This is a genomic window from Oceanobacillus sp. NCCP-135, from assembly GCF_059698015.1.
Genome location: NZ_BAAKSZ010000005.1, coordinates 121,847 through 143,884 on the forward strand (window position 1 = coordinate 121,847; position 22,038 = coordinate 143,884).

Annotated in this window: 20 protein-coding genes; 6 read left to right on the forward strand and 14 right to left on the reverse strand. The window is 37.0% G+C overall.

Annotated elements, in window-relative coordinates; genetic code table 11:
* Nucleotides 1-12: 12 nt before the first annotated feature.
* Both AC6HVZ_RS05585 and AC6HVZ_RS05590 read right to left on the reverse strand, forming a co-directional pair.
* A complete protein-coding gene (locus tag AC6HVZ_RS05585) occupies nt 13-651 on the reverse strand; it encodes a class I SAM-dependent DNA methyltransferase (RefSeq protein ID WP_497557160.1) in 639 nt (212 codons plus the stop codon).
* A 148-nt stretch (nt 652-799) separates the two neighbouring features.
* Complete coding sequence (locus tag AC6HVZ_RS05590; protein WP_497557161.1) at nt 800-1,414, reverse strand: YhcN/YlaJ family sporulation lipoprotein; 615 nt, start codon at nt 1,412-1,414, stop codon at nt 800-802.
* A gap of 164 nt (nt 1,415-1,578) precedes the next feature.
* Between AC6HVZ_RS05590 and AC6HVZ_RS05595 the strand changes: the two genes are divergently transcribed.
* Entirely contained in the window at nt 1,579-1,815 is a 237-nt protein-coding gene (locus tag AC6HVZ_RS05595; protein WP_497557162.1) for a YhdB family protein, read from the forward strand.
* A gap of 43 nt (nt 1,816-1,858) precedes the next feature.
* On the opposite strand, the gene AC6HVZ_RS05600 is transcribed toward AC6HVZ_RS05595, so the two are convergent.
* The 6 genes from AC6HVZ_RS05600 to AC6HVZ_RS05625 all read right to left on the reverse strand — a co-directional run bounded on the left by AC6HVZ_RS05600 (nt 1,859) and on the right by AC6HVZ_RS05625 (nt 9,753).
* On the reverse strand, nt 1,859-3,103 hold the full coding sequence (locus AC6HVZ_RS05600) for an anti-sigma-I factor RsgI family protein (protein WP_497557163.1): 1,245 nt from the start codon (nt 3,101-3,103) through the stop codon (nt 1,859-1,861).
* Nucleotides 3,100-3,828, reverse strand: a complete 729-nt coding sequence (gene sigI, locus AC6HVZ_RS05605; RefSeq protein WP_497557208.1) for an RNA polymerase sigma factor SigI — start codon at nt 3,826-3,828, stop codon at nt 3,100-3,102. Before sigI ends, AC6HVZ_RS05600 begins: the two co-directional genes overlap by 4 nt.
* A gap of 525 nt (nt 3,829-4,353) precedes the next feature.
* A complete protein-coding gene (locus tag AC6HVZ_RS05610; RefSeq protein WP_497557164.1) occupies nt 4,354-5,064 on the reverse strand; it encodes a PRC-barrel domain-containing protein in 711 nt (236 codons plus the stop codon).
* Nucleotides 5,065-5,132: 68 nt separating this feature from the next.
* Nucleotides 5,133-5,945, reverse strand: a complete 813-nt coding sequence (locus AC6HVZ_RS05615) for a S1C family serine protease (RefSeq protein ID WP_497557165.1) — start codon at nt 5,943-5,945, stop codon at nt 5,133-5,135.
* Between the two features lie 29 nt (nt 5,946-5,974).
* Complete coding sequence (locus AC6HVZ_RS05620; protein WP_497557166.1) at nt 5,975-8,005, reverse strand: ABC transporter ATP-binding protein; 2,031 nt, start codon at nt 8,003-8,005, stop codon at nt 5,975-5,977.
* Nucleotides 8,005-9,753, reverse strand: a complete 1,749-nt coding sequence (locus AC6HVZ_RS05625) for an ABC transporter ATP-binding protein (protein WP_497557167.1) — start codon at nt 9,751-9,753, stop codon at nt 8,005-8,007. Before AC6HVZ_RS05625 ends, AC6HVZ_RS05620 begins: the two co-directional genes overlap by 1 nt.
* An 874-nt stretch (nt 9,754-10,627) precedes the next feature.
* Here AC6HVZ_RS05625 and AC6HVZ_RS05630 point away from each other — a divergent pair.
* From AC6HVZ_RS05630 to AC6HVZ_RS05645, 4 genes are all read left to right on the forward strand, one after another.
* Nucleotides 10,628-11,176, forward strand: coding sequence for a beta-class carbonic anhydrase (locus tag AC6HVZ_RS05630; RefSeq protein WP_497557209.1), 549 nt, complete (start codon nt 10,628-10,630; stop codon nt 11,174-11,176).
* A gap of 88 nt (nt 11,177-11,264) precedes the next feature.
* Entirely contained in the window at nt 11,265-12,764 is a 1,500-nt protein-coding gene (locus AC6HVZ_RS05635) for a spore germination protein (protein ID WP_497557168.1), read from the forward strand.
* An 8-nt stretch (nt 12,765-12,772) separates the two neighbouring features.
* The gene (locus AC6HVZ_RS05640; RefSeq protein WP_497557169.1) at nt 12,773-13,891 is read left to right on the forward strand and encodes a GerAB/ArcD/ProY family transporter; all 1,119 of its coding nucleotides are present in this window, start codon (nt 12,773-12,775) and stop codon (nt 13,889-13,891) included.
* The gene (locus tag AC6HVZ_RS05645; protein ID WP_497557170.1) at nt 13,884-15,026 is read left to right on the forward strand and encodes a Ger(x)C family spore germination protein; all 1,143 of its coding nucleotides are present in this window, start codon (nt 13,884-13,886) and stop codon (nt 15,024-15,026) included. The genes AC6HVZ_RS05640 and AC6HVZ_RS05645 overlap by 8 nt, the downstream gene beginning before the upstream one ends.
* Before the next feature lie 110 nt (nt 15,027-15,136).
* On the opposite strand, the gene AC6HVZ_RS05650 is transcribed toward AC6HVZ_RS05645, so the two are convergent.
* The 6 genes from AC6HVZ_RS05650 to murG form a co-directional block, all read right to left on the reverse strand.
* Nucleotides 15,137-16,345, reverse strand: coding sequence for a quaternary amine ABC transporter ATP-binding protein (locus AC6HVZ_RS05650; protein WP_497557171.1), 1,209 nt, complete (start codon nt 16,343-16,345; stop codon nt 15,137-15,139).
* Nucleotides 16,346-17,203, reverse strand: a complete 858-nt coding sequence (locus tag AC6HVZ_RS05655; RefSeq protein ID WP_497557172.1) for an ABC transporter permease — start codon at nt 17,201-17,203, stop codon at nt 16,346-16,348.
* A gap of 91 nt (nt 17,204-17,294) precedes the next feature.
* Nucleotides 17,295-18,290 (reverse strand): ABC transporter substrate-binding protein, encoded by a 996-nt coding sequence (locus AC6HVZ_RS05660; protein WP_497557173.1) that lies wholly within the window; start codon nt 18,288-18,290, stop codon nt 17,295-17,297.
* A gap of 251 nt (nt 18,291-18,541) precedes the next feature.
* On the reverse strand, nt 18,542-18,925 hold the full coding sequence (locus tag AC6HVZ_RS05665; RefSeq protein ID WP_497557174.1) for a hypothetical protein: 384 nt from the start codon (nt 18,923-18,925) through the stop codon (nt 18,542-18,544).
* Between the two features lie 242 nt (nt 18,926-19,167).
* Nucleotides 19,168-19,314 (reverse strand): hypothetical protein, encoded by a 147-nt coding sequence (locus AC6HVZ_RS05670; RefSeq protein WP_497557175.1) that lies wholly within the window; start codon nt 19,312-19,314, stop codon nt 19,168-19,170.
* Between the two features lie 57 nt (nt 19,315-19,371).
* Entirely contained in the window at nt 19,372-20,442 is a 1,071-nt protein-coding gene (murG, locus tag AC6HVZ_RS05675) for an undecaprenyldiphospho-muramoylpentapeptide beta-N-acetylglucosaminyltransferase (RefSeq protein ID WP_497557176.1), read from the reverse strand.
* A 135-nt stretch (nt 20,443-20,577) separates the two neighbouring features.
* Here murG and AC6HVZ_RS05680 point away from each other — a divergent pair, with 135 nt between their 5' ends.
* On the forward strand, nt 20,578-21,936 hold the full coding sequence (locus AC6HVZ_RS05680) for an MATE family efflux transporter (RefSeq protein WP_497557177.1): 1,359 nt from the start codon (nt 20,578-20,580) through the stop codon (nt 21,934-21,936).
* Nucleotides 21,937-22,038 lie beyond the last annotated feature (102 nt).

Sequence of the window (22,038 nt, forward strand, 5' to 3'; positions counted from 1 at the left end):
TATACCCTCTCCTCACTTTTTCTTTTCTGCTACAACAAGCCAGACAAATTCGTTCATTTGCTTAAATGTAACATTAAATTTATGCATTGTAAAAATATTCTGCATTACTTCTATGGTCGGATAATATTCCCTTTGAAGATCTTCAGCTAAAGCCAAATATTCTTTTTCAATAGCTTCATTTATAAATTTCTTCTTTACTGCCTCTGACTCAAACATGGTATCACCAAAAACAATTTTTCCATGTGGAGGAAGAATATCAGCAAATTGTGCAACAGCGATTTCCTTTTCACTGTCTGTTAAATGATGAAATGCATAGGTGCTGACAATTGTTTGTACAGAATTAATTTCCGGAAATGTTAGGAAATCCCCTTCCATTAATGTCAATTCCGGGTACTTTTCAGAAGCAATTTTCAACATTGCTTGTGATGGTTCAATCCCAATCACTTCATGTCCTGCATCCATTATTTTTTCTGTTAGATTTCCCGTACCAACCCCAAATTCCAAAACAGGCTCCTTGGAATGTTTCACAACCTCATCCAGAATTTCATTATAATTTGCAAAAACTGCTCTATATTGCGGGTCAACACCCGTTACTGTATCATCATACGTTGCAGCCCATTCTTCAAACAAATCCAAAAACTCTCGCCCCATTGTATACTCAACTCCAGATAAATAAAATAAAGCATAGTATTTAACTATGTTTAGTATGGATTATCCTATGTATAACAATATCACATGTTTCCTCTTTTGTAAAAAAATACGAGTGGCCACTTGTTTAGCTGCCACTCGTACATTTCATTTATCTTTTGTTTTCTGGGAATAGTCGTTCAATCATATTTCCGAACTGGTCAAAAAATCCTTCTATTGGTTCACCATTATCAACATCATCTACATAATTATTCGTTAAATCAACAAAATCTGGATTGGTTGATACATAAACATTGTCAATGTCATTATCAACTGATTTTACAATATCGCTTATTTGCTCTTTCACTTCATCTGTGAGCTCATCACCTTGATCATTGTTATTATTATTGTTGTTTCTATTGGTATTTCTGTCATTATCGTTATCTAGATTAGCCGCCACATATGCATTATTATTAGTTGTGAGTACATATGCATTATCTATTTCATCAATCTTATCTGTAATCTGATCTGCAGCTTCCTCTGCAACATCATATCGATCATTTCTGACATTATTATTTCTGTTATTCGTGTTTCTTTCCTGAGCTCGATCTGATGTTCTTCTCATATTGTAGTCACGATCACCTTCAAATCCAGTATTATCATTATTGTAACGTGTTGGTTCAATATTATTATTGTCCGTTGCTCCATCTTGATTATCATCAACATTGGCACATCCAACAAGCGCTAAAACAAGCACTAGCATGATACTAAAAAATTTCCATTTCATAAAAAACCCTCCTTATTGTTTTGCTTTTAGTATGCAACCGGACATGATTATTATTCTGATTAAAAACCACCTATTTTTGGTAATTACACCATTTTTGTATCAGACAATATATATAGATTAAGGAGACAATAGAAATAACCCTTTAATTTCTAAGGAGGGGTAAAATGGATATTCCGGATTATGATAAAGCCTTATACTACACGCTTTGGGGACAATGGGATGATTTACTTGTGCTTATGGTTCGAACAAATGATGATATGCTGTCAAAAAAAATCCAGCTTTTCCTACATGCTTACCATTATTCTTTAGATGAGTCTAAAATTATGAGCTGTCACGATAACCTTCTTTATTATATAGACCATGCGATGAAATTTGAGCCTGCAGTAACAATGGAACTATAAAAAGAAAAAGAAGAGGCTGCGCCGAGTATCTGCAGCCTCTTCTTTAATGTCTACCATTTCCGTTATTCCCCTTGCCATTTCCGTTATTTCCGTTACTTCCGTTACTTCCGTTATTTCCGTTTTTGCCTTTATTTCCGTTGCTATTGCTACTGTCATTTCCATTTCCTTTATTATTATGTTGCCCATGATTGAACTTATGTTTATTACTATTACCTTTATTTTCTTTCCTTTTATCACTGCCATAATTGCTTGATTGCTCATCTTTTTTCTTGGGATGTTCTTCGGAATTGTTTTTGTCACTATTTGCATTTTTTGTTTGATTAGATTTATTTTTACCATTTGAGTTTATTTCGCCATTTTTCTTTTTTAACTCACTAGAGTGGACTTTATTATCCTTTGGTTTAGTAATAACCTTTTCCGCATTGTCTATATTCGGTTTATCTTTCATCATAGAATTATTTTCTTTCTGTTTTTCATTTGGTTTCTTTGGGGTTATTTCAATATTTTCCTTATCATTATTACTTTCTGAATGATCTATATTTGTATTATAAAAATAATTAATAATTTCCCTGTCCTTATCATTCAGTGATTCGTCCTGTGTATCAATTCTCTCTACAGATTTTTCTTTTTCGATAATTGTTGTTGCCATTACTTCATTCATGGATTGATTATTTTCTTTTGCACTTTCTCTTATATTTTTAGGTACATTGAATGTCGCTATTTCCCATTCCGAATTCTTCTTCAAGAAAAAGCGCTCTAGATTTTCGAGTACAGCTAATTCCTCTTGTTTTTCTGTAGTATAACTAACGCCTACTAACATATTCTTACTGTCATTAATCATTCCTGATTCTTCACTTTTATCCATAATTTTTCCAATAACTATTTCTAGTTTTTCATTATGATAATTGGATAATTGTTTTACAATTATATCTGCATCATCATTTAATGCTTGGATCGACCGCACATGTAATGCATCATTAATCTCTAGCTCAATACTTGGATTAATATCAATATTGACATATGCATAGGTATTATTTTTACCCATAAAAAAATAAAATGGCAACACAAATACTAACAGTACACAAACCATGGAAAGTAATCGAACTGGTATATTCATTTTCCTGGGAGAGAAAAGGAATATCGCTTTTTTCTTAGGTTCCAGTGGCTCATAGAATATTTCAGCACCTATCCTAGTGTCTTTGATAGGAATAGCCCTATGAAAGGTACCTTCTTTCGTCATAACGATCGTATACTGCTTGTGTTTTTCCATTACGATCCCTTTATTCACTTACCCACCCCCTTTAGATAATCCTTCAGATAAATAAAATCTTCACTGAGAACAACAAATATCGCTAAAATAAATTTCCGATTACGCTCCAACGTTTTTTTACTCACATCCACAAGCTTCAGTAATTCCTTAATGGGCAGCTTTTTCTTCCGATGAACATATGCTCTTAATTCATCATTTTCAAAAAGAATCCTGGCTGTTTTGACAGCAGAACTGCGTGCATCCTTGTGTTTTGGTGACGCTTCTGTAAGCTCTAGAAGGGTTAAATTATATGCTTTCAGTTTTTCAACGAAATCTGCAATTTCCTCCCGACGATACCAGGCATCCTGTTCCTGCCGATATTTTTCTTTTACCACAACAATTTCTGTTGGGTTTTCCATTTGCTCTGCATCATAGCTTTCATCCAATGATATAGCTATGGGTCTTTTTTGAGTATAGCGAATATAATCAATCACCTTGCGCTTAATAACGAGCTTGGCAAAGGATAGGAAAGAGCTTCTGCGCTCTGATGAGTAAGATTTAATCGCTTCATTAAATGCTGAAAGCCCAATACTGAATTCATCATCTTGCACTGGATCAATATAACGTTTGCAAACCTCTGAAACACACTTTGCGATAAAAGGCTGATAGGCCTTTAATAGATGATTTTGTACTGCTTCATCCCCTTGTTGTGCTGAGACAATCATGTCTTCAAGGGGCATATCCTTTAACGGCTTACTCATCATCAACTAATAGCACCCCCAGCCATTACAAAATTCGTACTATTTTTTCTATTTTTGGGTGTAGTTTTTGAGTATTTTATTTTATAAACATTATTTATATTTATCATATATGTCACGATGTATCCACCATCTTTATTCTATATTTAAATCATGAATTGCCAGCTATTTTCAATATAACTAATCTTAACGTACTGTAAATACTGTTGCTATCTCAAAACAATTACAATTTGTTTAAATATCAATGACTAACACGCATTAAAACAGCTTTTTCCTGCAATATATTTTCTTTTTTTAAATGATTTTTAATTAGAATTTGGTTTTAAGTCTATCATTGTATTTATACAAATCAGATGATTTCCTATTTACTAAAAACACAAAAAACACCTCCGGTTGGAGACGTTTTTGTGTTTTTGATTTTGGCTTTTTTTGTGAATTATAGGACTATAACTCGTTCGCCCCATTATCTTTAACCTTTCAAGTTGATATAAAATTGCGACGTAAGTAAAGTTGATGGCTGGCATATATGTTTTATAGATCAGCGAGAATGTTCGCTTTCGTCTTATATCTTTTTTTCTGTTTCACGGCTTCCAATGAACCTTTCATATATATATCTTTTTCAAACCAGTCAGCTGACTCGATATCCTCTGTATCGAATAAGTAATACTCATTTTCAATTATATTCTCACTATTTTGTACAATAATATATCGTAGCTTCCAGTTCTCATCATCATAAACCATATCCTCGATTGTTCCTATTTTCCCATTGTTAGCGTGAACTTTAAATCCGATTGTTTCATCTTCACTTCGAAGATCATAATCCAGGTTTCCATCAACTGATTCATTCCGAAACTGTACATTTTCATTCCTTTTATATTCTTCCAATGGACTATTAGTAGGGCCCCAAAGCATATTCCCTGTCCAATATTTGCCCCAACCATAATAACCAATGAGGGAATTTTCAACATCTTTGGTAATCAGCGATTCATCCGGTATGGAAGGACTGTTGCGAATCGTTTCTTTGTTATACTCAACTTCCAAAAATTCATCTGCCTCGTTCAATGTTATAAACGATGCGGGTGATAGTAAAACCCTTCTGCCAGGCAACCATTTTCTTGTATCAATCACTGCATAGCGAATCGCCCATTTTTTATCATCAAAATATAAATCCTTTATTTTACCCATTTCACCATCTGTTGCATGTATGTTATATGTTTTTAGATTCGAAGATAAATAAAACATGAAAAATGCCTCCTTCAGACTGTTTACATGTTTTATACCCATATTCTAACAGAATAAAACAACATTACTCACTGCTGCTCATAATAATAATCTATCGGAACGAACAATCCTACTCTGCCGTGTTCTTCGTGATCCAATGTGGCGAATATTACACCGATTACCTCACCATCTTTATTTATAATAGGACTGCCGCTATTCCCACGATATACGGGTGCTTCTATCATCAATACTTCTTGTTCCCAGCTGGAGAGCTGTGTATAGCCAATAATCGTTCCTTCATTAGCAATCCCATTAAACCGAAGTGGATTACCTATGAAGTTAATTGCCTCATCAGGTTGAAATTCCGTTTGATTTGCTAAAGTTAAATGAGGCAAGTTTTCTTCATTTGTTTCTAATACCGCTACGTCTATCGTCGGATAAACTTCTACAATATCTGCAGAAAACAGGCCATCATCAGGAAAAGCAACAGTAACCGAATCCTCCCCTTCAACAACGTGGTGGTTTGTAATAATTCTACCATCACTTGATATAGAGAAGCCTGTACCCTTACTATCTTCTGTCTCAACAACGACTACTGCTTTTTTATATGCTTTAATATCGTCCTGTGCGGATAGCTTAGCCGAAGTTACTAAAAAATCAATTGCCGGGATAGAAAATGTCTGTGGTAATAATGCAACGACATTAAAGGCAAGCGCAAAAGCAATTAACCAAAACGCCCACTTGGGAAATGGACGTTTTGGTTTAGATTCTTTTTCCTGCTTTGCTTTGGCTAATACTTTTCTTTTCTCTTCCTGAACTAACTCATACAGTTCTTCATCATCAAATTCTTCGTATAAATCTTCATCGATAATATCATGATTATTTTTATCTTTATGATCCATAGCCTCACCCCAGTAACCAGCATCACGATTTATACAGCTGTTTTCCTTCTTCCCTGCTGCATTTGATACATTTGATAATATAGACCTTTTTGATCAATTAACCTGTCATGATTCCCTTGTTCCTTTATTGTACCATGATCGAGTACAAATATCGTATCAGCCTGCTGAATCGTTGATAGACGATGTGCGATGACTAGTGTTGTTCTGCCTTTTTTCAATACTTCCAGTGCTTTTTGAATAATGCTTTCGGTTTCTGTATCAATATTAGCAGTTGCCTCATCCAATATAAGAATTGCAGGATCAAATGCCAATGCTCTGGCAAAAGATAATAATTGTCTTTCCCCAAGTGAAAAAGTACTTCCGCCTTCTGTAACTACTTCATCGTACGCATTTGGGAGTTTTTCAATAAATCGATCTGCTCCAACTTCAATTAAAGCCTGAATTGCCCTTTCCCTGGTAATACTCGAATCGTTCATGGTTACATTGGAGATGATCGTTCCGGTGAAAAGAAATGGATCCTGCAAAACGATACCCATATGACTTCTCACCTGTTGTCTGGACCAATCCCCTGTACTGTGCCCATCAATTGTAATCGTCCCTTTTTGCGGATCATAAAAACGAAATAAAAGATTCATAATGGAACTTTTCCCAGACCCTGTATGCCCGACAAATGCAGCTGTCTCCCCCGCTTTCACCTCAAATGAAATATTTTTCAGAATATAATCTTCATCATTATAAGCGAATGACACATGATCAAATAAAATATTTCCTCGATATTTATCCACCTTTTCATCTACCACATTTTCTCCATCATGATCCAGTAATTCAAACACACGGTTTCCAGCAACACGTGCCTGCTCAATTAACGGCAGTTGATTCACAATATCTGTAACCGGTTCAAACAGTCGTGTCAAATAATCTACAAACGCATAGAGCACGCCAATAGAAATGATGCTGCCAACCCCAAATGAAGAGGAACCAAAGTACCAAATAAAACCGACAAATGCAAGGTTACGGAAAACGGTAACCAAGTTATACGAAGTTAATGAGCTCAATTTCACTAATTTACGTTGATAAGTAAAATGACGTACATTCAACACTTCAAAGTCTTCCTTCGTTTTCCTTTCTCTTCGAAATGCCTGAATGATCGACATACCTTGAATCGCCTCATTGATATTTCCATTTATTTCACTAATCGTTGAGCGGATAACGGTATTATACTTCGTCCCAAAGTGCTTATACACCTTCGTCCAAACAAAGATAAGTGGAATTAACAATAGGCACATGGCTGCAAGTTTCGCATCCAAAATAAACAGCGCTACGAATATTCCCGCCATGTAAATGACACTTGTAACAACAATGGATAATACACGCTCATATAAATCCCGAATTGCTTCCGTGTCATTTGTAATCCGGGCAACGATTTTACCTGCAGGTTGATCGACATAATAATTTATCGGAATACGCTGCGTGTGCTCGAATAGATCATTACGCATCTTTTTGACAATTTGATTGGAAGATTTCTGCAATAAAAATGTTTGATAAAATTGAAAGAACCCAGCAATAATCAAAAGCACCATATACAGACCTAGTAAAAATAAAATCGGGCCTTGCTCAGGTTTGAAAAAAGGATATATTTCAGATAGGGACAACTTTTCTCCTTCAAATGTAAATGCGTCTTCCGCAGTCTTAATCGTAATGATGTTATTCTCCACACTGAGCTGCCCTTGTAAAGGAACTTCATCATTTACGAAATAATATGCTGTACCTATTTGAAAAATCGTTGCAAGACCCTCTGCAGTTTCATCATCTTCTGTCAATCTATCCGTCCTTTTAAAGTAAGTTCCTTTAAATGGGATTGTATATTTATCATCAGTTGTCAAAACTTCTTGCCAATTCCCTTCAATACCGAGTATGTGCTCATCAATAACAGTTTTGGCAATTAATGGTCCAGCTAGCTCAAGTGCCACAGCGATAATTAAACATCCCAGACCGATTAAAATCCCTTTTTTATAATTTAATGCATAATTAAATAAACGTCTCTCCGTAGATGGCTTCATTACTTAGACACCTCCCCATCTTCCAGCTGTTGCTGACTATATTGTTCTTTATACCAGCCATTAAGCTTCATTAATTGTTCATGCGTTCCTTCTTCGACTATTTTCCCATCTTCTAGTACGATAATCTGGTCTGCATGGGTCACAGCTGACATCCGATGTGCTGCGATAAATGTTGTTTTGTTTTTTCGTTCTTTTTTCAGATGATCAATAATCTTCGCCTCTGTCTTTCCATCAACTGCAGACATCGAATCATCTAAAATCAATATTTCCGGATCTTTAATAAATGCACGTGCCAAAGCAACGCGTTGTTTCTGGCCACCTGACAGTGTTACACCGCTTTCTCCTACCTGTGTATCCAATCCTTTTGGCAGTTGTTTTATATCTTCAAGAAAATACGCCAGCTCCATTACACGGAATATTTCCTGATCCGTTGCATCTGATTTACCGAATTGAATGTTTTCACGAATTGTTTTAGAAAACATGACCTGATCCTGTGGAACATAGCCAATCCACGATCTTACTTGCTCCATACTGATCTCAGTCAAATCAACATCGGAAATAGTAATTTTTCCAAGCAAACCAGGATACTGTCTGAGCATCAATTTAAATAAGGTTGTTTTTCCTGCACCTGTTTTTCCAACTACTCCGATTGTTTGACCACGCTTCACTTGTAATGAAATATTACTTAATCGCTTTATTTCTGTCGATGGATATGCAAATGAAACATCATTGAAATGAACGGAGTCCACCTTGGAAACTGCTATTAGGTTTTCAGCATTTTTAACATCCGGCTCATAGTCCAGTGTTTCATTCACACGATCTAATGAGGCATTCCCCCGTTGGAGTATATTAATCAATTCTCCAACTGCAAACATTGGCCAAATAAGCATTCCTAAATAAACATTAAACGTAACTAAATCTCCAAGCGTCATTTTATTTTCAAATACAAGCAATGCACCATATCCCAATCCAATTGTATATGAGAGACCAACAAGTATCTTCATCGTTGGTTCAAACAATGCATCGATTTTTGCCACTTCAATATTTTTTTGATACACATCCTCCGTCATAGATTGGAACCTTTTCGCATCCTGTCTTTCTTGAACAAACGCCCGGATTACCCGTACTCCACGAATGGATTCAAGGACATCATTATTCATTTCACCAAAGGCTGCTTGTGCTTTTGTGAAGCGAGCATGAATCGCTGCACCGTATTTATTCATAACAACAGCCATAATTGGCAGTGGAATTAGTGCAGCCAATGTTAACTGCCAACTGATGGTAAATCCCATCATCGCAACAATCATCAGCATAAAGATACTGGAATCAACCAGGGTCAATACTCCAAAACCCGCGGTCAGACTAATTGCCTTTAAATCATTGGTACTTCTCGCCATTAAATCTCCTGTACGATATTTTCCGAAAAATGTTGGTGTCATTTCTAAAAAATGCGACATTAATCGACTCCGGGTCCATCTTTCTAAAATGACGGCCCCTCCAAAAAGCGTGTAATCCCATAAAAATGAAATCCCGTAATGTACCACTGTCAGCACCAGATATCCTAGAACAAGTGCCGTCAATAATTGCATGGTTAACGTTTCAAATTGTATTTGGTCAATAGTAAAACCTACTAATTTGGGCGGTATTAACCCAATTGCACTTGCAATAATCAAGGAAATAATAGCAAATACATACCTCTTCCAATAATGCTTAAAAAACCAATCCAATTTCTTAAAAACCTGAAACATAAAAATCACCTTCATTTCTTTCTTTATGTAAAATCAAAAAAAGCATACGCCTATGACGACGTATGCAATCAATGAATGGAGATATGCATTCCAATCCCTATAAATTACAATATGGCCACAGACATATGTGACCATTTAAAACTAAAATGAGTAGTATCTATTACTAAAATAATTGATCATTCTACACCTTATAGAGGTCACAGATAATATAAAATTGCTTTGTAGAAAATCGATTCTTTTTTGCATTTCAGTGACCTCCTTTCGCTTTTTAGATTCCCAATAATTATAGTGTTTAGATAATTTAAAGTCAATAACTTTTTTTAAAGAAAAAACTACAAAAAAAACATTTGTCATTTGCATTTATAGTGGCACTGTAAAAAAAGAGTTAACAAAGTCAATGGACATGGGTTTCTTCTTTTTTAAGATTTACACCCAGTTTTATCATCTTCTCCACTTTCTCATGAGGTACATTTGTAGAGCGGGAAATTTCTTCGACTGAAACTTGAGAATTTTTCCTAATAAAGTTTCGTACTCGATTACTATCATGTAAACAAGTTGTGCACATTGTGAATGGACTGCTTTCCATTGGTTGCATACACAAACGACAATTCCGAACAAACTCTCCCATTTCGTCACCCCTTATCAAATTGTTATTACCATATTACACCATTCGGCAAAATAGGACAATAAGTTTTTTGAAAAATGAGACTTTTGTCATGCAATCAATTAAAACATAAAAGTGATATAAAAACGTACATAAAAGCACTAAATAGAATTTTCCTTTTGAACATCAGACTTCCTAAAACAAGCAAAAGCTGCTATAGTTTTTATATAAATTATATTAAAGGAGTGATTTAACTTGCATTTAGAAGAGATGCTCGAGTACAATAGGCAATTTGTCGAGGGTAAAAGATATGAGCAATATAAAACGGATAGTATCCCAAATAAACGAATGGTTATATTTACATGTATGGAATCACGACTGGTAGAATTACTTCCCAGATCCTTAAACATTCAAAATGGGGATGTGAAAATGCTGAAAAATGCAGGAGCAATTATTCGCAAGCCCTTTGATAGTATTATGAAAAGCATTCTGGTTGCTGTCTATAATTTAAAAGCAGAAGAAGTTGTTGTCATTGGTCACCATGATTGCGGCATGTCACATGTCGATACAGATGCACTAACAGAAACGATGACTGAACGGGGGATCAGCGAAGAAACGTTAAGTACCCTAACACATGGAGGGATTGATTTTGAGGAAGAATTCCATGGATTCGATACGGTTGAAGAATCAGTACTGCAAAGTGTAAACATCATCCGCAGTCATCCCCTTCTTCCACAAGAAGTGAAAGTACATGGACTGGTAATTGATCCCGGTACAGGAAAAGTAGATGTTGTTTCAAAAGATACTACCACATTATAAAATTTGTGGTAGTTTTTTTATTTTCCCTCATATTTTTCTATAACCTCCACATACTAACAGATAGAAAAAAACGGAGGAGGAGATACATATGAGAAAGAGAAAACAGTCTGATAGTATCTTCCCTATAGAAATTGATAAATTAGAAAAACTGATAAATAACAAGTACGAAAATAATCCTGATTTAAGCTTTTCTACCTATGAGCATGAAAATAAAAAAATTGCTGTTTTCTATATATCGTACGTGGTTCAATCAGAAAAAGTAGAGGATTTCCTATTAAAACCTTTGTTAAGCATGCAAAAAGAATGGACAAATACGTCTATTATTAACGAAATACCACTCAGTTCAGGTCAAACATCTACCATTAAACTGAATGATATCCTTGGTAAATTACTTATTGGTGAAGTATTTGTCTATATTGAAAAAGAAGATTCCGCTGTCTCTTACTTGTTAGCAAAAAAAGAAAAACGTGCTTTAGCAAAAGCGGAAACTGAATCTGTCGTCGTCGGCCCGCAAATTGCCTTTACCGAGTCATTAGCTACAAATTTGAACATTATTCGCTGGAGCATCCGATCGCCGAATCTCGTATTAGAAAAATTAATCGTGGGAAAGAAATCTCCTATGGAAGTTCGACTCATTTATTTAAAGTCTGTTGCAAATGATACCGATGTCAACACAATGCGCGAGCGACTGCAGGAATTGGAAGTCGATACGATAGATGATAGTTCTGTATTAATGCAATACATTGAGGATTCTTCCAGCACCATATTTCCGCAATTTTATTTAACCGAGCTTCCGGATCGCTTTTCCTATACGGTAAATCAAGGGAGGATTGGGGTAATCGTTGAAAACAGTCCTACAGCTATACTTGCTCCAACGACCTTTCTCAGTTTTTTTGAATCAACAGAGGATTTATATATGCGCTGGAATGCCGGCTCCTTTATCCGGATGCTTCGGTTTATATCCATGTTTATCTCTGTCTTATTAACACCAATGTATGTGGCGGCAGTAACGTTTCATTATGAAATCATTCCATCTCAATTACTTATCTCAATCGGTCAATCCAGAGCTGGCGTACCCTTTCCACCCATTTTTGAAGCATTATTTCTTGAGATTATAATCGAATTACTCAGAGAAGCCGGTGCAAGACTCCCCACAAAAGTCGGGCAAACGATCGGGATTGTTGGCGGGGTGGTTGTTGGAACCGCAGCGGTACAGGCTGGAATCACGAGTAATATCCTCATAATATTCATTACCATCAGCGCTCTGGCTTCCTTCACCGCTCCAAGCTTCCTGATGGGAACGACAATCCGTGTCCTTCGATTCCCGATGATTATTTTGGCTGGAGCTTTTGGTGTAATCGGCATTATGTTTGGGCTCTGCTTCTTAGCTATTCACTTATTAAAATTAACTTCATTGGGGCGTCCATACCTTACACCTATTTACCCGTTCCGAATGGCTGATCTCAATAAAGTATTATTCCGTTTGCCACCGAATTTCCAATGGAGACGTTTCCTTTCATTCCAGCCTAAGGATAAAACACGTTTTCAAAAACAAAAAGCCAACAAGAAAAAAGATATTGATGAGTAGGTGAGATTGTGGATATTAATGTTAAACTGAAATCAGATTTGCGTATCCAGGCGTTTTATTTATTCTTCATTATCGCATCCATTCAAATTGGTGTTGGAATAATGGGCGCTCCCAAAGTTATTTTTATGGAAGCTCGACAAGATTCATGGATTTCCATCATGATTGCCTTTGTTTATCTTGTGATGGTTATACTCGTTATGCTGTATATTCTCAGACAATATGAAAGTGCTGACATTTTCGGTATTCAAGTCGACATTTTCGGGAAATGGCTTGGTAAATTACTAGGTACTATCTATGTCATTTATTTTGCAGCCATTTTATTTTCTGTTGTTATCACCTATATCGAAGTGATAAGCATTTTTATTTTCCCTGACATAAGTCCTTTTTTCATGGGATTACTGTTAATATGTTTGGTTATTTATAGTATTCTAGGTGGGTTTCGTGTAATTGTTGGGGTTTGTTTTCTTTTTTTCATCCTTTCGCAATGGATCTTATTTTTATTAATCGAGCCTGCACTGAACATGGATTTGACCCACTTCCGACCTGTGTTCCAGTCCTCTATACTTGAATTATTAAACGGGGCCAAAGCTACCTCCTATACGTTAATGGGATTTGAAATCCTCTTCCTTGTTTATCCATTCATTAAGAATAAGGATAAACTAAAGCTGCCGCTTATTCTGGGTGCTACGTGGACAACTCTTACCCTGTTAATAACTGTTGTAATAACCATTGGTTTTTTCAGTCCAGATCAGATATTGCGAAGAGAATGGTCATTATTAAATTTATTTAAAATACAAACATTCTCCTTCATTGAGCGGCTTGACTTTATTGTTGTTTCAGAGTGGATGATGGTAATCATACCTAATATGATTCTTTTAATGTGGGGCATCACCTATGGAATGAAAAGACTTTATAAAATCCCACAAAAAAAGACATTATACATTACCTCTGCTTTATTATTAATTGGTTGTTATTTTGTCGAAGAACATTTTCTGATCCAGAAAACAATTGACCAGGTAGCAAAAACCGGCTTTTGGATCGGGTATGTTTACCCGTTTTTGCTTCTGCCCCTTGTACTATTTAAAAAAAGATGGCGTAGACGTAAGGCAGGTGGGAATAATGCGTAGAATAAAGCTTCCAATATTAATCATCTCATTAGTGCTACTCTCGTCCTGTTTGCAACCCCAACAACTGGAGGAAATTGGTATTATAAATGCACGTGGGACAGATTTCGTTGACGAAGGAAAGAATCAACTTGAAACCACATCAATCGTCTATCAGTTTGATCCCGAAGCGCAAAATATTACAGAAACAATTACCGGCAAAGGAAATACAATAAAATCCGCTCTTGAAGACGCAAATGATAAATCAATCTATCCATTGAAAGCTGGGCAAATTCGCCTGGAAATCTATGGCAAGGATGTAGCACAAAAAGGAATAATAACCTATCTAAGCACTCTATTACGTGATGCTCAAGTTTCAGATACGATGCTGCTGGCGATAACAAATACTACTGCCAAGGAAATCTTAACAAAAGGGCAAAACACAACAACCCTCAATGTCGGACAATATTTACATGGGCTAATAGAACAGGAATACTTAGAAGATAGCATTCCAAGGGTTGCCTTACATGAGTTTTCCCATATATTTTCTGATGTTGGCCAAGACCCAATCCTGCCGATCATTGATTTCAGAGAGAACCAACCCAGCTTAACCTCGATCGCATTATTTCAGGATGACAGGTATGTTGAGGAGATTTCGCTAGATGATGCTTTCTTAATAAATCTTTTTCAAAAAAAGGTGAGGAATGCACCTGTTGAGTTTACGCTTCCTAAAGAGCCATTTAAAAAATATCAAGCCTATTCAGAAATGCAAGCAGATTCAACCGATGAACTTCATGTACGGGTTGGGGTCACTGGAAAAAGCAAGACAACATTGCTCGACTTCAAGCAAATGCATTTTAAAACAGATATTGATATAAAAATTATTTTACAAGAATTCTCCGAATTAATAAGTATCGAAAAAGAAGCGGCAGCAAAGCTTTTTAACAAAGAAATAGCAAAAAAGCTTGAAAGTCAATATGATACCTTATTAAAGAAGGTGCAGGAGGCTAATTCAGACCCATTTGGATTTGGAAATATTTACAGGACCAATAGAGAGGCTGGCAAGTTAACCAAAAAAGAATGGCGTGAGAAATTCCCGGATATTACAGTGGATTTTAATGTCAATGTTAAATTAATAAATTATGGGTCATTACAGTAAATGAGAAGGAGAAAAACTGACCTGCTTTGGTCAGTTTTTAATTTAGGAGAAATCATAGATTTTAGTTGCGGTCTGTCAGTTGCTACACGGATACCTCCTGCGCTTTTAGTTTATTCATGATATTCTTCACTCTCATTAACCTCGTCTGATACGAGTCCGGACAATACATGAACACGTAAAATGAATCCAATTACTTTTTCTCCCTCATTGACAACCGCAAGCGGAAACATCGATTCTAGTGCTTTAGGAATTAAGTCATTCACATATTCATCCTTTTTTACAATGGTAACATCATTACGTAATACAGCTTCCAATGATTTCTTTTCTTTTATCCCCTTAATGGCATCATCGATGGTGACAATTCCCTTCAAGTGACGTCTGCGATCGACAACAAATACACTGGATATACCATTTTCCTCCATTTCTTTAACAGCAACATTCAAGCCATCTTTCATCGACACCAGTGCATTTGGCTTAATCATGACATGTTCAGCCTGGAATATCTTGGAACGATCGATATCTTTAATGAATTCAGAAATATAATCATTTGCCGGTTCTTCAATGATTTCTTCCGGTGTACCTACCTGAACAATTCTGCCGTCCTTCATAACAGCTACCCGATCACCCAATTTAAACGCCTCATTCACATCATGTGTAATGAATATAATTATTTTTTGTAAACGCTCCTGAATATCCAGAAGCTCCAATTGCATTTCTCGACGAATAAGTGGGTCCAATGCACTGAATGGCTCATCCATTAGTAAAATATCGGGATCATTTGCAAGGGCACGTGCCAATCCGACACGCTGCTGCATACCACCTGACAATTCATCAGGGTATTTATCCTCATATCCCTTTAATCCAACACTTTCAATATTATCCAGTGCAATCCTCCGTCGTTCTTCTTTTGATACATCTCTTATTTCCAGTCCATATTCCACATTTGCCAGAATAGTCCGATGACTAAATAACCCAAAATGCTGAAAAACCATCGCTACTTTTTCTTGCCTTACCTTTTTTAATTGCGAACTATTATATGCAATGATATCCTCACCATCAATGTAGATTGAACCAGCTGTTGGCTTATTTAACAAGTTAAAGCAGCGAATAAGGGTTGACTTCCCACTCCCTGACAAACCCATTATGACAAACACTTCACCTTTTTTTATTTCCAAAGAGGCATCATATACACCAACGGTATGATTAGTTTTATTCAAAATTTCTTCTTTTGACATACCTTGTTTTATCATAGGGATAATCGATTTCGGCTTTGATCCAAAAATCTTTGAAACATGCTCCAATTTTACCTTTGTTTCCATTTAGCTTATCCCCCTATGCTTTTGAAATTTATCTGCTACACCATTTGTAATCCGGTCAATGATAATTGCTAAAAATACAATACTAATCCCTGCTTCAAAGCCTAAGGCAATATCAATTCGGTTTATCGCAACAAGTACTTGCTCACCTAATCCTGACGCTCCCACCATAGAAGCAATTACTACCATAGCAAGTGCCATCATCGTTGTTTGGTTAACACCTGCCATGATCGTAGGCAATGCTTGTGGCAGCTGAACTTTCCGCAGCATTTGCATTCTTGACGAACCAAAGGACTGAGCGGATTCAATGACCTCTTGATCGACTCCACGAATAGCCAGCTCGGTTAAACGAATGACTGGTGGCAGCGCATAAATCAATGTTGCAAAAATTGCCGATACATTACCTAACCCAAAGAAAAAGATAGCTGGTATTAAATAAACAAAACTCGGCATTGTTTGCATTGCATCCAATAGTGGCCGCATCACATTTGAAAAACCTTTACTAAATGCCATCCAGATACCGGACGGAATGCCAATCAATAAACAAATAATAACTGCAGTTAAGATAATTGCGATGGTTGTCATCATATCTTCCCATAAACCAAAGGTACCTATCAAAAAAATAAAAGCTCCATATAAAAGTCCAGATAGGATAGATTTAAAGTACCATCCTAAAGCAATAATGATTAAGATAAATAACCACCATGGCAGCCAAACTAAAAAGTCATCAATTCCATTGATCGTTCTGGATGAAATAAAAAATATGAAATCAAAGAAACCTTCTAATGATGAATCCAATAAACTTACAAACTGATCTACATAATCCCCTAATTTCGTACGTATATCAGGAAAACTACCCATAGGCAGACTGTATGATTATACAGCCCTCTCACCTCGCATTTCTTGAATTTTATTAGAAAAGCAGCTAGACCAGTAGCTAGCTGCTTCTCTATTAGTTCAAAGTATCTTTTACACTTTCAGCTATATCTTCTGGGACCCAGCTTGTCCAAATGTCTTCATGCTCGTTCATCCACCAAATAGCCGCTTCCTCAGGCGAAGCATCATGTTTATCCATATAACTCAACGCTTGTTCCGTTAGTTCACTGCTCGTTTCATAGTTGCCTAAGAATTCATATACATCTGGTGCTTGATCTGGAAAATCTTTATGAACTGCCACCACCACATCATTTGGCGGGAATTCAGTTCCTTTTGTTTCATTCCATATTTCTTCTTCATACTCCGGTTCTTCCAATAAAGTTAAATCATATTGTGCGGTAACTGCTGTAGGTGACCAATAATAACCAACCCACGCTCTTCCAGCATTATATGCATCAACTAAGTCAGCTACAGCCGCAGCATCTGATCCTGGCATGAAATTATTCATTGTTTCATCTAATCCATATGTTTCAAACTTAGCATCGATGGCTTCCGCAACAGCCCAGCCACTCGGTGCATTAATAATTCTTCCTCTTCCTGGATCTTCCGGATCTTCAAAAACTTCCGGATATTTCTTCAAATCTTCCACTGTTCTCAAATCAGGAGCCATTGGTTCAATACCACGTTCCTCATCACCTTCAATGACATATGTTGGAACATATAAGCCTTGTAAATTATCATCAAAATTTGTAGAAACTCTTTCGAAATCCCCAGCTTCTATTGCCTCTTCATATACTTCTTTAATATTATCTGTCCAAACTTCTGTATAAACATTTATATCTCCATCGCGTAATCCTTGTATTGTCGCAGCAGTTGAACCAGAAGTTACTTCCGTGTCATACCCGTATCCTTCCTCAATAATTTTCTGAGCAATACTATTATGAACCCGGATACTGTCCCACCCTGCATCAGCTAACACAATTGTCTCAATGTCACCATCTGCCCCTGAATCACCACAGGCAGAAAGAACTACTAAAATAGCAGCAGAAAATAAAAATATTAATTTTTTCATAGTTTTAGACTCCTTTTCAATTTATTTAATAAAGTGTTTTAACCAAAAAATATCTTCCTTGAAATAAATGATGGACGGTTTATTTTTTATGTAGATTGGAGAATAAAAGTTCATACGGGGAGTTAACTGTATTTATTAGACCTCTTAAACTCAATATTATTAAGCTTAACGAAAGAAGTATATTTACTCAACTTGACTAAACTGCGAAAATTCGGGAAAAATCACGATTATATAAGGCTAAGCATATTTAATTACTTTCTATTAGCTATATTATCGAAATTTCTCTCAATAACTCTGTTTTTGTAATAAATTTCATACCTAATAAATTGGCTAATTAGTGAATTCCCCCTGTAAAACACATTGATGTTATAAGAAAAACTCCCCTTTCTGGCATAATCCAGTAAAGGGGAGTTTTTCTTATCGTTCTCACGGCGATATTTTCGCTCTCCGGGCGATATCCGCAGTTCTCCCAGCGATATTTTCGTGCTCCGGGCGATATCCGCAGCTCTCACGGCGATATTTTCGCTCTCCGGGCGATATCCGCAGTTCTCCCAGCGATATTTTCGTGCTCCGGGCGATATCCGCAGTTCTCCCAGCGATATTTTCGTGCTCCGGGCGATATCCGCAGTTCTCACGGCGATATTTTCGCTCTCCGGGCGATATCCGCAGTTCTCACGGCGATATTCTCGTGCTCCCGGCGATATCCGCAGCTCTCACGGCGATATTTTCGTGCTCCGGGCGATATCCGCAGCTCTCACGGCGATATTCTCGTGCTCCCGGCGATATCCGCAGCTCTCACGGCGATATTTTCGTGCTCCGGGCGATATCCGCAGCTCTCACGGCGATATTTTCGCTCTCCGGGCGATATCCGCAGCTCTCACGGCGATATTTTCGTGCTCTGGGCGATATGCGCAGTTCTCCGAGCGATATTTTCGTGCTCCGGGCGATATCCGCAGTTCTCCGAGCGATATTTTCGTGCTCCGAGCGATATTTTCGTGCTCTGGGCGATATCCTCAGTTCTCACGGCGATATTCTCGTGCCCCGCACGCTATCCGGGTGATACTTCCATTTATATTATAATCTACCTTTGCACCTCCCGCAGAATTTCAACTACACGATCACGTGCTTTTTCACTTTTATATTCCTTCATCGTATCTCTCATGATTGGTGCATATTCTCTTAGCTGCATTAATTCCTGCACTAAAGTATCATTGGTTAGTCCCTCTTCTTCCATTACACGGGCATAACGCTTTTCGGCAAAAGACCTTGCGTTAATAATTTGATCTCCTCTGCTTGCCTCCATTGACAAAGGAATAAGGAGCATAGGAATTTGTAATGCCAAAAATTCAAAAATCGCATTCGATCCTGCACGTGATAGCACATAATCTGATGCTGCAAAAATATCCTTCAGCTCTTCATTGATATATTCAAATTGTGTATAACCATTTTCGTTTATATTCGAGTCTGTATTTCCCTGTCCACAAATATGAATGATCTGGAAAGTTGCCAATAGCTGTGACAGACTGCTTTGTACAGTTTCATTAATTTTTCTAGAACCACCGCTACCTCCCATGATAAGTAATACCGGTTTTTCTTTTGTCAAACCTACAAACGCTAAACCTTTTTCCTTATTCCCCTGAAAAAGTTCCTCACGGATGACCGCTCCAACATATTCGGCCTTTTTCTCAGGCAGATAATTCATCGTCTCGGGGAAAGTTGCCAATACTTTTCTTGCAAATGGAATAGCGATTTTGTTTGCAAGCCCCGGTGTATAATCCGATTCATGTATAACTGCTGGTACCCTTTTGAGCTTCGAAGCTAATATTACCGGAACAGAGACAAAGCCGCCTTTTGAAAATATAATGGAAGGCTTTCGCTTACCGATTATTCGTGCTGCCTGCATCGTTCCTTTTAATACTTTAAAAGGATCCTTGAAGTTTTCTATAGACATATAGCGGCGCAATTTACCTGTTGCAATCGAATGATAAGTTACACCATCCAATTGCCCAATCAGCTTTCTTTCAATCCCTTCTTTTGAACCTATATAATCAATTTCCCATCCATTACGCTGGTAGACTGGAATTAATGCCAGATTAACAATGACATGACCAGCAGACCCACCACCAGTAAACAGAATGCGTTTCTTTTTCATGAACTGAACTTCCTTTCTATCACAATACGAAATAAAACGGTATAATGAAATCTATGGCTGGTGAAAAAGGAACTTTACACTTTTTGAACATCCTCTTAAAGTTTAATTGATTAATACAAAAAAAGGAAGAGTAATATGCATGAAACATCTACATTAAAAGAGAAGCTAAAACTATTTACAACCATCTTAATTCCTATCCTGATAACCCAGGTCAGTATGTATTTAATGAATATATTTGATACTGTGATGTCTGGACGTGCAGGGGCCGTGGATTTAGCAGGTGTAGCAATTGGCTCAAGTTTATGGGTTCCAATTTTCACTGGAATTAACGGGGTTCTGTTAGCGATCACTCCCATTATTGCTCAGCTGATTGGAGCGAAAGCAACGAATGAAGTTTCCAATAAAGTACAGCAGGGGATTTATTTAGGTATAGGTCTGGCAATCATTGTTTATTTAGCTGGAATGTTGCTGCTTAATCCCATTTTGAATCTGATGGATTTGGAAGAAGAAGTGCGGCAGATTGCAAAGTATTACCTTATCTCCTTAGGTTTCGGTATTATTCCGTTATTTATTTTTAATACATTGCGATGCTTTATCGATGCACTTGGACAGACACGTATTTCCATGCTCATCATATTAATTTCCTTACCATTAAATTTTGTCTTTAACTATATTTTTATTTTTGGTAAGTTTGGTGTCCCTGCATTTGGTGGAATTGGCTCAGGTATTGCCACAGCAATAACTTACTGGTTAGTATGTATGATAGCATTAGGAATTGTTTATAAAATCCGCCCATTTCGTCATTTCCGTATTTTTTCAAACTGGATCATGCCTTCTTTGAATGTGTGGTGGGAGCAATTGAAAATTGGGCTGCCAATTGGTTTTGCAATGTTTTTTGAAACGAGCATTTTTTCTGCCGTGACATTGTTAATGAGTGTCTATAGCACATATACCATCGCTGCACATCAGGCAGCAATAAACTTTGCCTCCCTTTTATACATGATTCCATTAAGCGTAGGTATGGCACTAACGATTGCAATCGGTTTTGAAATAGGCGGAAGGCGGTTTGCTGATGCACGCACCTATGGCTATATTGGGATTAGCGGTGGTTTATTTATTGCTATATTTGCCGGCCTTGTTTTATATCTATCTAAAGATATAGTTGCAGCGCTTTATAACTCAAATCCGCAAGTAATTGAACTAACAAAGCAATTCATCTATTATGCTATCTTTTTCCAACTGGCAGATGCCTTCGGAGCTCCAATCCAAGGTGCTTTACGCGGATACAAGGATGTAAATATGACATTTATTGTGGCATTCGTGTCATATTGGGTAATCGGACTGCCAACGGGCTGGCTGCTAGCAAATTATACAGCATTAGAGCCATTTGGATACTGGGTCGGGATTATTGTGGGATTAACCTGTGGTGCGATTGCTTTATTATGGCGCTTATTACATTTGCAAAAAAAGTATGTACGGGCAGGTGCACAGTAAATATTGCCTGGGTACGAGTCTTCATTCATTTGAGAAAAACGCTAAAGCGTCTTTCCTGAGTCAGAGATCAGAATTCAGATTTGAAGAAACCGGCAAAAAAAC